Origin of the sequence: Mycobacterium decipiens (assembly GCF_963853665.1) — a bacterium.
In the GTDB taxonomy this organism is placed as follows: Bacteria; Actinomycetota; Actinomycetes; order Mycobacteriales; family Mycobacteriaceae; genus Mycobacterium; species Mycobacterium decipiens.
In genome coordinates this window covers 2000232-2013535 of sequence record NZ_OY970459.1, presented here as the reverse complement: position 1 = coordinate 2013535, position 13304 = coordinate 2000232, and the positions used below count along the sequence as shown (strand labels likewise).

General features: G+C 66.6%; 10 protein-coding genes. 2 read left to right on the top strand and 8 right to left on the bottom strand.

Annotated elements, in window-relative coordinates:
- Window positions 1–160 precede the first annotated feature (160 nt).
- Both hisS and AADZ55_RS09210 read right to left on the bottom strand, forming a co-directional pair.
- Window positions 161–1432, bottom strand: coding sequence for a histidine--tRNA ligase (gene hisS / locus AADZ55_RS09215; RefSeq protein ID WP_085327190.1), 1272 nt, complete (start codon window positions 1430–1432; stop codon window positions 161–163).
- Window positions 1429–2103, bottom strand: a complete 675-nt coding sequence (locus tag AADZ55_RS09210) for an MBL fold metallo-hydrolase (RefSeq protein ID WP_085327205.1) — start codon at window positions 2101–2103, stop codon at window positions 1429–1431. Before AADZ55_RS09210 ends, hisS begins: the two co-directional genes overlap by 4 nt.
- 145 nt (window positions 2104–2248) lie before the next feature.
- Between AADZ55_RS09210 and AADZ55_RS09205 the strand changes: the two genes are divergently transcribed.
- Window positions 2249–3130 carry a peptidylprolyl isomerase gene (locus AADZ55_RS09205; protein ID WP_085327189.1) on the top strand — a complete coding sequence of 294 codons (882 nt, stop codon included), beginning with the start codon at window positions 2249–2251 and terminating at the stop codon, window positions 3128–3130.
- Between the two features lie 88 nt (window positions 3131–3218).
- On the opposite strand, the gene AADZ55_RS09200 is transcribed toward AADZ55_RS09205, so the two are convergent.
- The 6 genes from AADZ55_RS09200 to yajC all read right to left on the bottom strand — a co-directional run bounded on the left by AADZ55_RS09200 (window position 3219) and on the right by yajC (window position 11634).
- Entirely contained in the window at window positions 3219–5576 is a 2358-nt protein-coding gene (locus tag AADZ55_RS09200; RefSeq protein WP_085327204.1) for a RelA/SpoT family protein, read from the bottom strand.
- A gap of 31 nt (window positions 5577–5607) precedes the next feature.
- Entirely contained in the window at window positions 5608–6270 is a 663-nt protein-coding gene (locus AADZ55_RS09195) for an adenine phosphoribosyltransferase (protein WP_085327188.1), read from the bottom strand.
- 203 nt (window positions 6271–6473) lie between these two features.
- Window positions 6474–8162 (bottom strand): ABC transporter substrate-binding protein, encoded by a 1689-nt coding sequence (locus AADZ55_RS09190; protein WP_085327187.1) that lies wholly within the window; start codon window positions 8160–8162, stop codon window positions 6474–6476.
- Window positions 8163–8167: 5 nt separating this feature from the next.
- Complete coding sequence (gene secF / locus AADZ55_RS09185; RefSeq protein WP_085327186.1) at window positions 8168–9466, bottom strand: protein translocase subunit SecF; 1299 nt, start codon at window positions 9464–9466, stop codon at window positions 8168–8170.
- A gap of 3 nt (window positions 9467–9469) precedes the next feature.
- A complete protein-coding gene (secD, locus tag AADZ55_RS09180) occupies window positions 9470–11167 on the bottom strand; it encodes a protein translocase subunit SecD (protein ID WP_085327185.1) in 1698 nt (565 codons plus the stop codon).
- Between the two features lie 107 nt (window positions 11168–11274).
- Complete coding sequence (gene yajC, locus AADZ55_RS09175; RefSeq protein WP_085327184.1) at window positions 11275–11634, bottom strand: preprotein translocase subunit YajC; 360 nt, start codon at window positions 11632–11634, stop codon at window positions 11275–11277.
- A 164-nt stretch (window positions 11635–11798) separates the two neighbouring features.
- Here yajC and gabT point away from each other — a divergent pair, with 164 nt between their 5' ends.
- Window positions 11799–13139 (top strand): 4-aminobutyrate--2-oxoglutarate transaminase, encoded by a 1341-nt coding sequence (gabT, locus tag AADZ55_RS09170; protein ID WP_085327183.1) that lies wholly within the window; start codon window positions 11799–11801, stop codon window positions 13137–13139.
- The last annotated feature ends 165 nt before the right edge of the window (window positions 13140–13304 follow it).

The window sequence follows — 13304 nt, the reverse complement described above, 5'->3', positions numbered from 1 at the left end:
TCCGCCTTTGCCGCCAGTGCCGCCAAGCTGTCCGAGGACACCGGCGCCACCGCTTCACCAGGGCCTCCGGTCGCGCCGGCGCCCCGCTTCTGGCGCCAGCTCGCTGGCCGCGGCCGTCACATACTCCGGCGCTGCGATCCAGTCGGCAATGACCAGCGGTCTAGTGGCCCAGCCGCGAAAGCACCTCGGCGACGACCGATGCCATCGGCACCGACGCTTGCTCGCCGGTCGCGAGATTCTTCACCCCCACCGTGCCCACCTCGATATCGCGGTCGCCAGCGACCAGCGCCAGCCGGGCACCCGATCGATCCGCGGCCCGCATCGCGCCCTTGAGCCCGCGGTCACCGTAGGCCAGGTCAACCCGCACACCGGCAGCCCGCAGCTCCCCGGCGAACACCGCCAGCCGCAGCTTCGCGGCCTCGCTCAACGGCACACCGAACACGTCGCACCGGGTGGTCTCCCCCACGTTCTTGCCCTCGGCGCGCAGCGCCAGCAAGGCCCGGTCCACGCCCAACCCGAACCCGATGCCGGATAAGTCTTGTCCGCCCAGCTGGCGCATCAGGCCGTCGTAGCGGCCGCCGCCGCCGATGCCGGATTGGGCGCCCAGCCCGTCATGCACGAACTCGAAGGTGGTCTTGGTGTAGTAGTCCAACCCGCGCACCATGCGCGGGTTGATGACGTAAGCCACCCCGAGCGCGTCCAAATGAGCCAGCACGGTGTCGAAGTGCTGCTTGGCGACATCGGAGAGATGGTCGAGCAGCACCGGCGCGTCGGCCGTCAGCGCACGCACCGCGGGACGCTTGTCGTCGAGCACCCGCAACGGATTGAGCTCGGCGCGCCGGCGAGTGTCCTCATCGAGATCGAGCCCAAACAGGAACTCCTGCAACAACTCCCGGTACTGTGGACGGCAGCTCTCGTCGCCCAGGGAGGTGATTTCCAGCCGGAACCCATCGAGACCCAGCGAACGGAAGCCGGCGTCGGCAATGGCGATCACCTCGGCATCCAGCGCCGGGTCGTCGACGCCTATCGCCTCGACACCGACCTGCTGCAGCTGGCGATACCGGCCGGCCTGGGGACGCTCGTAGCGGAAGAAGGGGCCGCAGTAACACAGCTTCACCGGCAGCGCGCCGCGGTCCAGGCCGTGTTCGATCACCGCGCGCACCACGCCGGCGGTACCCTCGGGCCGCAGCGTCACCGATCGGTCACCACGGTCGGCGAACGTGTACATTTCCTTGGCCACCACGTCGGTGGACTCACCCACGCCCCGAGCGAACAGCGCGGTGTCCTCGAAGATGGGCAGCTCGATATCGCTATAGCCGGCTCGGCGGGCCGCGGCCAGCAGCCCGTCACGCACGGCGACGAACTGCGCCGAGTCGGGCGGGACGTAGTCCGGTACCCCTTTGGGGGCCGAGAGGGACGAGAATTCCGTCACCGGCTCAGGCCCTCGAGGAACGGATTGAAGCGACGCTCGGCCCCGATGGTGGTGGAGTTGCCGTGTCCGGGCAGAATCACCGTGGTGTCGTCAAGCACAAGCAACTTGTCGACAATCGAGCGCAGCAGATCGCGCCCGCTGCCACCGAAAAGGTCGCTCCGACCGATCGAGCGCTCGAAGAGCGTGTCACCGGTGAACACGACGTCCTTGTCGTTCTTGGCCGCCTGAAGGACCCGGAAGACAACCGATCCGCGCGTATGCCCGGGAGTGTGCTCGACGTTGACGGAGATGCCGCCCAGGTCGATCTTGTCGCCGTCGACGTCCAGCTCGATGACCTGCTTGGGCTCGCGGAAGAACGCACCCGCTACCAGTTGCGCCATCCGCGGGCCCAGGCCGTAGATCGGGTCGGTCAGCATGAACCGGTCCTCGGGATGGATGTAGGTGGGGCAGCCGAAGGTGTCGGAAACCTTCTGTGCAGACCAGATGTGGTCGATGTGCCCGTGGGTGAGCAACACCGCGGCCGGGGTCAGCCGGTTCTTGTCGAGAATGCGCCGCAGCGGCCCCATTGCGCGCTGGCCTGGATCCACGATGATGGCGTCGGTTCCGGGTCGCTCGGCCAGCACATAACAGTTGCACGCCAGCAACCCGGCAGGAAATCCGGTGATCAACACGCTTCCAGTTTCCCATCCCAGCGCTTTGGCAACGATGCGGACCACCCGGCTGGCCTAGCCCGCTTGACACGGGACGCGGCGCCCCGATTAGCCTGGGCTGGCCACTCGGCCCGACTCACCGGACGACCAGGGAGGGATATCGGCCGTGCCGACCAACCAACAGCGACGTGCGACAGCCAAGCGCAAGCTCGAACGGCAGCTGGAGCGCCGCGCCAAGCAAGCCCGGCGGCGCCGGGTCCTGTTAGTCGTCGGTGGCTCCATCGCCGCAGTGGCGGTGATCGCCGCTGTGGTGATCGTCGTGATCACCACCAACGACAACAAGAGCAACACCGCATCGGCGACCCCCAGCGAGTCGGCCCCGACCAGCGCGGCTCCGGACACGGGTACCGTCGGCCCGTTGCCGCCGTTCAAGCCGTCGGCCAACCTGGGCGCCAACTGCCAGTACCCGGCTTCGCCGGATAAGGCTGGCAAGCCGGTCAAGCCGCCCAGGACGGGCAAGGTTCCGACCGACCCGGCCCAAGTGAGCGTCAGCATGGCGACCAACCAGGGCAACGTCGGTCTGATGCTGGCCAACAACGAATCGCCGTGCACCGTCAACAGCTTCGTCAGCCTCGCTCAGCAGGGGTACTTCAAAGACACCAAGTGCCACCGGTTGACTACCTCGCCAATGCTGGGCGTACTGCAATGCGGCGACCCGAAAGGCGACGGCACGGGTGGTCCGGGCTACGAGTTCGCCAACGAGTACCCCACCGACCAATACCCGCCGAACGACCCCAAGCTGAACGAGCCGGTTATCTATCCGCGCGGGACACTGGCAATGGCCAACGCGGGGCCCAATACCAACAGCAGCCAGTTCTTCATGGTCTACCGGGACTCGCAGCTACCACCGCAGTACACCGTGTTCGGCACGATCCAGGCCGACGGGCTGGCCACCCTGGACAAGATCGCCAAGGCCGGCGTAGCCGGCGGCGGCGAGGACGGCAAGCCCGCCCTCGACGTGATCATCACGTCGGTGCTGTTGGACTGAGTCGTTACGCAAGGCTCGCCGAGCAGACGCGGAATCGCACGAAATCGGTTGCGGGAATGCGATTCTGTGTCTGCTCGCGGTGGAACTACTACGCGGCCGACGTCACCCGGTAGACGTCGTAGACGCCTTCCACCGCCCGGACGACATTGAGCAGATGCCCGAGATGCTTGGGGTCACCCATCTCGAAGGTGAACCGGCTGATCGCCACCCGGTCGCCCGACGTGGTGACCGACGCCGACAGGATGTTCACCTTCTCGTCGGCTAACGCGCGGGTGATATCCGACAGCAGCCGGTGCCGGTCGAGCGCCTCGACCTGAATCGCCACCAAAAACACCGACGACGACGATGGCGCCCACACCACCTCGATGATGCGCTCGGCCTGCTGCTGCAGCGATGCGGCGTTGGTGCAGTCGGTGCGGTGCACGCTGACCCCACCGCCGCGGGTGACGAACCCCATGATCTGGTCTCCCGGCACGGGCGTGCAGCATTTGGCCAGCTTGGTCAACACACCCGGGGCGCCGGGGACGGAGACCCCGACGTCGTCGGTGCTGCGCGGACGCCGCAGCATGGTCGCTGGCGTGGACCGCTCGGCGAGTTCCTCCTCGGCCTGGTCGATACCGCCGAGCTCGGCCAGGAGCCGCTGCACGACGTGCCGGGCCGAGACGTGCCCCTCACCGATCGCGGTGTAGAGCGCCGACACGTCGGCGTAGTGCAACTCGCGGGCCACCGCTCCCATGGATTCGCCATTAACCAAGCGCTGCAACGGAAGTCCGCCACGGCGTACCTCCCGGGCCATCGCCTCCTTGCCGGTCTCCAGCGCCTCCTCACGGCGTTCCTTGGCAAACCACTGCCGGATCTTCGTCTTGGCGCGCGGCGACACCACGAATTGCTGCCAGTCCCGCGACGGCCCCGCGTTGGGCGCCTTGGACGTGAAGACCTCTACGACTTCCCCGTTCTCGAGCTTGCGTTCCAGCGCTACCAACCGGCCGTTCACCCGGGCGCCGATGCAACGGTGGCCGACCTCGGTGTGCACCGCGTAGGCGAAGTCCACCGGCGTCGAACCGGTCGGCAGGGTGATCACGTCACCCTTCGGGGTGAACACGAAAAGCTCTTGCACCGCAAGGTCGTAGCGCAAGGATTCCAAGAACTCGCCGGGGTCGGCCGCCTCCCGTTGCCAGTCGAGCAGCTGACGCATCCAGGCCATGTCGTCGACCTCGGCGGCGGCGTGCGGATGCAGCACTCCGTTGCGCCCCTTGGCCTCTTTGTAGCGCCAGTGCGCGGCGATGCCGTACTCGGCGGTGCGGTGCATATCCCGGGTGCGGATCTGCACTTCCAGCGGCTTGCCCTCGGGCCCGACCACGGTGGTGTGCAGCGACTGGTACACGCCGTATCTGGGCTGGGCAATGTAGTCCTTGAACCGTCCCGCCATCGGCTGCCACAGCGAATGGACCACACCGACGGCGGCGTAGCAATCCCGGATTTCGTCGCACAGGATGCGGATACCGACCAGGTCGTGGATGTCGTCGAAGTCGCGGCCCTTGACGATCATCTTCTGGTAGATCGACCAATAGTGCTTGGGCCGGCCCTCCACCGTCGCCTTGATCTTCGACGCGGTCAATGTGTTGACGATCTCGGTCCGCACCTTGGTCAGGTAGGTGTCCCGCGACGGTGCGCGGCCGGCGACCAGCCGGACGATCTCCTCGTATTTCTTGGGGTGCAGGATCGCGAAGGACAGGTCTTCCAACTCCCATTTGACGCTAGCCATGCCCAGCCGATGCGCTAGGGGGGCAATGACTTCCAACGTCTCGCGCGCCTTGCGGGCCTGCTTCTCCGGCGGCAGGAAGCGCATGGTGCGCATGTTGTGCAGCCGGTCGGCCACCTTGATCACCAGCACCCGCGGATCGCGGGCCATGGCCGTGATCATCTTGCGGATAGTCTCGCCCTCGGCGGCGCTACCCAGGACTACCCGATCCAGCTTGGTCACCCCGTCGACGAGATGGCCCACCTCTTCGCCGAACTCCTCGGACAGCGCGTCGAGGGTGTAGCCGGTGTCCTCAACGGTGTCGTGCAGCAGCGCGGCCACCAAGGTGGTGGTGTCCATGCCCAACTCGGCCAGAATGTTGGCAACGGCCAGCGGGTGAGTGATGTACGGATCACCGGACTGGCGCAACTGACTGGCATGCCGTTGGTCGGCAACCTCGTAGGCTCGCTGCAGCATCGAAAGGTTTGCCTTGGGATAGATCTCCCGATGCACCGCCACCAACGGCTCGAGCACCGGATTGATGGTGCTGCGCTGGGCGGTCATGCGCCGGGCCAACCGGGCCCGCACCCGACGGGACGCGCTGCTGCTCGTCTTTAGGGTCTCGACCGGCGGCTCGGGTGGGTCGGGGACCAGCGACGAGGGCAGGGGCTCAGAAGCTTGCGCCGTGAGCTGGTCCTCGGCCACGTTCGTCACCTCCGACCTAGAGGATATCCCCTCACAGGCGGCTCAAGCTGTGCACTGGCAGAGGCGCGAGCGCCGCGCGACCGCTCAACTCCACAAGTTCGACCACCACCGCCGCCCCGGTCACGGTGGCGCCGCCGCGCTCAATCAGGCGTTGCGCCGCGGCGAGGGTGCCACCGGTTGCTAGTACGTCATCGATGATCGCGATGCGGCGGCCCGCCATGTCGATGCCCTCGGCGAGAATCTCCAGGGTGGCGGCGCCGTACTCTCGGTGATAGTCCTCGCGGAACACCGGCTGCGGGAGCTTGCCGCCCTTGCGAACGGCCAGCACACCGACTCCGAGCCTGGTAGCCACGGCCGCTGCCACCAGAAACCCGCGGGCGTCGACGCCGGCCACCAGGTCAGCTCCGGACACCTGGTCGGCCAGCGCTTCGGTTACCGTGGCCAGCCCTCGCCGGTCAGCGAATAGCGGGGTGAGGTCCTTGAACTGGACACCCGGAACCGGAAAGTCGGCTACGTCGCGGGTCAGCGACTCGACCAGGTCGGCTACGGGCGCGGCCGGGCTCGGACAGGCCTCGCCGAACGCCAACACCCGCCCGTCATCGGTCCTAACCTCCCGGCGGCGCCTCCGTCGTGCCTTGAAGGAGAGCCCCGTCGCGATCACGTTCAACACGTGATCACCCGCCGCGGGCCGCAACGACGCCCCTCCCCAAGAGGCCGTGACCACTCAACCATGGCACAGATCCTCTCTTGGACCGGACGGAGCATCTGCGACGATACGCTCCGATTGATCAGCGTTTCGTCGCCGGAACCTGTCAATTACCTGCCGATGGCTCGCCCGAGGACAACCATTGCTGAACACCATATTTCGTCACACCCGTGGCCGGGAGCTAGCGACGGTCACCGCCGTAGCGCCCATCGATCCATGTTCCAACCCGCACCCCATCGCGTCGGATTCCTGCTCACCGCATACATTTTCGTCGACAGCAACAACGTGCGCTGCTGCCGGTACAACGGCAAAGTTGGCATCTCGTCCCAGAGTACCGGCGCGGCCTCGCCGAGCAACCTGACACGCTCGGCCGGGTCGGCGGATACCGCAAGCGCCCCGATAACGCCGTCGATCTGGGCATTTGCGTAGCCCGACAAATTGTTTCCGTTGCCGCTGTGCAAGTCGTAGGCATCCATCGCAGACGACCCGCTCGATCCACTACCGGTGGCTCCACCGGTGCTCGCCAACAATACGTCGATCCTTCCGTCCCGGAGCGCTTGCGGTCCCGATGTGTCCACCGCCACATCAGAGACGGTGATCCCGGCCGAGGCGCACGAGTTAGCAATGGTCCCGACGGTGGCCGCCAACCTCGCGTTGGGCCGCCCGTAGCCGATCCGCACGGTCAGCGGCGCACCATCGCGCGCATCGTGAGCGGCGGCAGGATCCGCGCTGTCGAACCGACGGGCCTCGGCGGCACCGACGGCCTCGGTTACGGAATCGTCGATTACTGGGCTGAGCCGCGAGTTCGCGATCGGCACCCCGGCGTCCCGGGCAATCGCGTCCCGCGGCGTACACAGTGCGAACGCGCGGCGGGCGCGGCTTTGCGCGAGTGGGCCGCGCGGTCCGAAGATCAGCTGCTCGATCCCGGCCGACGGGTAATCGGTGCGCTGGTAGTTGTCCGGAGTGACCAGCGATCCCGACGAACCGGCCGCGACGTCGACCACGTCGACGCTGCGGTTGTTGACCCGGTCTTGGATGTCGGCCCCCTGCGGCCAGACGGTGATCCGCTTCGTGACCGCCTGGGTGCCCCACCAACGGTCATTGGCGACGAGCACGACGGCACCACCGTCCAGGATGGATTCGATCTTGTAGGGCCCTGACGACGGGAAGCTTTTGCGGACTTCGTCGGGTTTGAGGCCCGGCCGCAGGTCCCACGTGGTATTCCACAGTCGAGCAACCCGTTCCACCTGTGGCGCCTCGTTGGCCAGCAGCGCCGCGGTCACATCGATATCCAGTTGGTCGGCGATGACATGCGACGGCATCATCGACGTCGCGGCGAACAGCTGGGTGTAGTCGACGACACTGCGATCCGGAATGAACGACACCCGGGCCTTCTTCTCTCCCGACGTGCACTCGATATTGGCGATGTCGACGTAGCCGGCCTGGGTGGCAGCGTCGAAGCCGGGAAAACGCCCGGATTGGGCCGCCCAGGCCAACACCAGGTCGTCGCAGGTCACCGGCCTTCCGTCGGAATAGACGGCGTCGTCGGCGATCTGATAATCGAGCACCAAGGGCGAACCGCCCACCACCGAGATCGTTCCGAAGTCGTGGTCGGCCACCACTTGCCCGTCCGGGCCGTGATAGCCGAACCCGGTGAGCGTCCGGGCAAAAGCCTGCGCCCCGGCCGATGCGGCGCCGATGACGGTGTTGGTGTTGTAGGTGACCAGCGCGCCGTCGACCACGTAGTCGATCTGCGCCGCGGCGCTCCCCGAACACGCGGCCAGCGTCGCCGCCGTACCGATGACCATGCCAAAGGCCGAGCACCGCAATGCCCACCGCACGCCGGCGATCCGCGCAGTGCGCCGACGCCAGTTGGCCATCGCGACTACCGCCGGCCGGCGTTCCGCTTGCCGGTCGGACGCCTGGTACCGGTGGGACGCACCGGGCGCGCCCCCGGCGCCGGCTTGTTCGGTGCCGCCGCGACGTTGCCGCTGGCCTGCCCGCTCGCCACCAGCGACTTTTCCTCAGCGGCGTCCGGTTGCTCCTCGAGGTCCGCACTGACGTCGGCCGATCCCGCCGGCGCGCCGGAGTTGCGCCGCTTGACCACCCGGCGGGTGTGGTTGCGCACCAGCTCGGTGCGTTCACGAAGGGTGACCAGCAGGGGCGTCGCGAAGAAGATCGACGAGTAGGTGCCGACGATGATGCCGATCAGCTGCACCAGCGCCAGGTCCTTGAGGGTGCCGACGCCCAGCAGCCAGACCGCCACCACCATCAGCGCCAGCACCGGCAACACGCCGATCAGGCTGGTGTTTATCGACCGCATGAACGTCTGGTTAATCGCGAGGTTGGCCTGCTCGGCGAAGGTGCGCCGGGTGGTGTGCTGGAAGCCGTGGGTGTTCTCCTCGACCTTGTCGAACACGATGACGGTGTCATAGAGCGAGAAACCGAGAATGGTCAGCAGGCCGATGACAGTAGCCGGGGTGACTTCGAAGCCCACCAGGGAGTACACACCGGCGGTGACGGCCAGGTCGAAGATCATGGCCGTTATCGCGGAGATGGTCATGTAGCGCTCGTAGCGCACGGTGATGTAGAGGGCGACCAGCACCAGGAACACCACCAGCGCGATCACCGCCTTCTTGGTGATCTGACCGCCCCAGGTCTCCGATACCGCCGAGTCGCTGATGGCCTGCTTGCTGGGCTTGCCGTCGGTTCCCTTGGGTCCGAATGCGTCGAACAGGGCGTCACGCAGTTTCGCCGTCTGGTCGTTGGTCAGCGTCTCCGAACGGATTTGCACCGTCGCCGAGGCCCCGGACCCGACGATCACCACCGATTGCGGCTCACTGCCGAGGGTGCGATAGAAGACGTCCTCGACCTGTTCGACCTGGGCGGTGCTTTTCCCGCCCGCGGCGGGCATGGACACCGTGGTGCCGCCCTTGAAATCGATCCCGAAGGTGAACCCGCGAAAGATGATGCTCACGATGGCGACCGCGACGATCGCACCGCTCACGCCGTACCACAGCCGGCGGCGTCCCACCACCTCGAACGCACCCGTGCCGGTGTAGAGCCGCGAGAGGAAGCTGTGGTGCGGCGGCTTTCCGGCCGTGTCCGTCGTGGCGTCGCCGTCGGTCAGTTCGACCGCCGAACTGGCTTCGGTGTTCCTGTCGGTGTTGGCTTTCGACGCCATCCGCTATCCCCGTCCCGTCCTAGCCATGGCCCGGCGTTCGCGCGCAACCTGCTGAACAGCTCCCAGGCCGTTGTATACCGGCTTGGCCAGCATCGACGACTTGGACGCCAGATACACCAGCGGCCAGGTCACCAGGAACACCACGACGACGTCGAGGATCGTGGTGAGGCCCAGGGTGAACGCGAATCCCTTCACCTGGCCGATTGCCAGGAAGTACAGCACCGCAGCGGCCAGGAAGGTGACGGCATTGCCCGACACGATCGTCTTGCGGGCGCGCGCCCAGCCGCGCGGCACCGCCGACCGGAACGAACGGCCTTCGCGAATCTCATCTTTGATTCGTTCGAAGAACACCACGAACGAGTCGGCGGTGGTGCCGATACCGATGATCAGACCCGCAATACCCGCCAGATCCAGGGTGTAATTGATATATCGGCCCAACAGCACCAGGATCGCGAACACCATGGCGCCGGAAGCGACCAGCGACAAAGCCGTGAGCAATCCCAGCACCCGGTAGTAGAGCAACGAATACACCAGCACCAAGAGCAGGCCGATCGCACCCGCGATCATGCCCGCTCGCAGCGACGACAGCCCCAAGGTCGCCGAAACCGTTTGGGCTTCCGACGATTCGAAGGACAGCGGCAGCGACCCGTACTTCAAAACGTTGGCGAGCTGGCGTGCGGTCGACGCGGTGAATGGCGGATCCCCACCACTGATCTGGGTCCGGCCGCCGGGGATCGCTTCTTGGATCTGCGGTGCACTGACGACCTGCGAGTCCAGTGTGAAGGCAGTCTGGGTGCCGATATGGGCGGCGGTGTAGTCGGCCCAGATGTTTGCCGCCGGACCCTTGAACTGCAGATCGACGACGTAGCCGATGCCGCGTTGGTCCATACCCGACGTGGCGTTTTGGATCTGGTCACCGCTGATGATCGACGGTGCCAGCAGGTAAGCGGTCTTGTGGTCGGTCGAGCAGGTCAACAGTGGCAGCTTCGGGTCGTCGTTGCCGGCCAGAATGTCGTCCTTGTCGCAGCGGGTGGCCTGGAATTGCAGGCCGACCATTTGGATGTACTGGTTGGTGCTCTGCCGCCACTTCTTCTCCTGCTCGATGCGCTCGGCGAGATCCTTGCGCGGATCCGGCGGCGCAGGCGCATCAGCGGGCGGCGCCGGCGCGGTTGGGCCGGGCGCCGGGCTCGGTGTGGGCGCCGGGTCCTGCGGATACGGCCGGGGTTGGGTCCCCGGTTTCGGGGACACCGGCGCACCCGATTGCGGCGACGGCGGTGCGGCGGGTTGACCGGGCGGCGGCGCTTCTTGCGGAGCGGGTTGCGCCGGCATCGAGTTGAGCACCGGCCGGATGTAGAGCCGAGCGGTCTGTCCGAGGTTGCGGGCCTCGTTGCCGTCGGTTCCGGGCACGGTGATGACCAGGTTGTCACCGTCGACCACCACCTCCGAACCGGAGACTCCCAGCCCGTTGACCCGCGCGCTGATGATCTGCTGTGCCTGCGCCAGCGCTTCCCGGGTCGGGGCCGAGCCGTCCGGAGTACGCGCGGTCAGCGTGACCCTGGTGCCGCCCTGCAGGTCAATGCCGAGCTTGGGGGCGGCTCGCTTGTCCCCGGTGAGAAACACCAGCAAATAGACGCCGATCAGCATTACCAGGAACACCGACAGGTAGCGGGCAGGATGCACCGACGCCGAAGACGATGCCACGTTCCTTCAATCTCCTCGAAATCAGTTTCTACCCCCGACAGAGCCTACGTGTCGCGCTGGGGCGCGTCGCGCACGCGGCTCGTCGGTGCCGGCCGGCCGGTTCGCGATCAGGATTCCTTGGCCACCCGGCTCTCGCCGGTCACCGTGTCCGTGTCGTCGGCCGACTCCTCATCAATGTCGTCGGCGCAATCCTCATCGAGGTCGTCGTCGTGCAGGATCCGGTCACGAATCGCCAGCTTCATCCACGTGGTGACCACCCCGGGCGCGATCTCAAGGTCGACGGTGTCGTCGGCGATTTCGACGATGGTGGCTTGCAGTCCGGAAGTCGTGTTTACCCGGTCACCCGGCTGCAGCGAGTCGTGCAGATCGATGGTGGCTTGCATCGCCCGCCGCTGGCGGCGCGAAGCAAAGTACATGAACCCACCCATAATGAGCAGGAACGGCAAGAACAAAACGAGACTGTCCATCAACCTGTCTTTCGTTCGGTATGGCGATCGCGGTGCCGGGCCGACCCGCCGGCCGCGCACCCCGTTACGATCCAGTGTGCCCGTCCAGTCTGGCAGGCCGGAAACCCCGGCCAACAGCTAGGCTTTACCCGCGACGTGACCGGCCAGCCGGTTGAGGAGGATCTGTGGCCAGCCTGCAGCAGAGTCGGCATCTGGTCACCGAAATCCCGGGTCCGGCCTCGCTGGAACTGTCCAGCCGGCGGGCCGCGGCGCTGCCTCGTGGCGTTGGGGTCACCATGCCGGTGTTCGCGGCCCGCGCCGGCGGCGGCATTGTGGAGGACGTCGACGGCAACCGGCTGATCGACCTGGGTTCGGGCATTGCGGTGACGACGGTCGGCAACTCGTCCCCGCGCGTCGTCGACGCGATACGCGCGCAGGTGGCGGAGTTCACCCACACCTGCTTCATGGTGACGCCCTACGAGGGGTATGTTGCCGTCGCCGAACAGCTCAACCGGATCACGCCGGGTTCCGGCCAGAAGCGCTCGGTGCTGTTCAACTCCGGCGCCGAGGCGGTCGAGAACGCCATCAAGATCGCGCGCTACTACACCCGCAAGCCCGCCGTGGTGGCTTTCGACCACGCCTACCACGGCCGCACCAACATGACAATGGCACTGACCGCCAAGTCGATGCCCTACAAGAGCGGCTTCGGTCCGTTCGCGCCGGAGATCTACCGCGCGCCGCTGTCCTACCCGTATCGGGATGGCTTGCTCGACAAGGAATTGGCCACCGACGGTGAGCTGGCCGCGGCCCGGGCCATCAGCGTCATTGACAAGCAGATCGGCGCCACCAACCTGGCCGCCCTCATCATCGAGCCGATTCAGGGCGAAGGCGGTTTCATCGTTCCGGCCGAGGGGTTCCTGCCCACCCTGCTGCACTGGTGCCGCGAGCACGACGTGGTGTTCGTCGCCGACGAGGTGCAAACCGGGTTTGCCCGCACCGGAGCGATGTTCGCCTGCGAGCACGAGGGCATCGAGCCCGACCTGATCTGCACGGCCAAAGGCATTGCCGACGGATTGCCGCTGTCGGCGGTCACCGGCCGCGCCGCGATCATGGACGCCCCCCATGTCGGCGGCCTGGGCGGCACCTTCGGCGGCAATCCGGTGGCCTGCGCGGCCGCACTGGCCACCATCGCGACCATCGAGAGCGATGGCCTGATCGAGCGGGCCCGCCAGATCGAGCGCCTGGTGACCGACCGGTTGATGCCGCTGCAAGCCGCCGACGACCGGATCGGCGACGTGCGTGGCCGCGGCGCCATGATCGCCGTCGAACTGGTCAAATCCGGAACCACCGACCCCGACCCCGGGCTGACCGCGAAACTCGCCACCGCGGCCCACGCGGCCGGCGTCATCATCTTGACCTGCGGCACGTTCGGCAACATCGTCCGGCTGCTGCCACCGCTGACCATCAGCGACGAGCTGCTGTCGGAGGGTCTTGACATCGTGTGCGGGATCCTGGCCGGCCTCTGACAGGCCCCAGGCAGGCCCGGCGGCGCCGACATCATCGCGTGGTGCATCTCACAGCCATCAGCAGCGGGTTCGCTAGGCGCAGCCTTGAGTAATATATTTACTTTCGCTAACGTTTTATTGGTTTCCGGCGCACCGTCGCGCCGTGAGCTCCCCGACCCGTTCGTC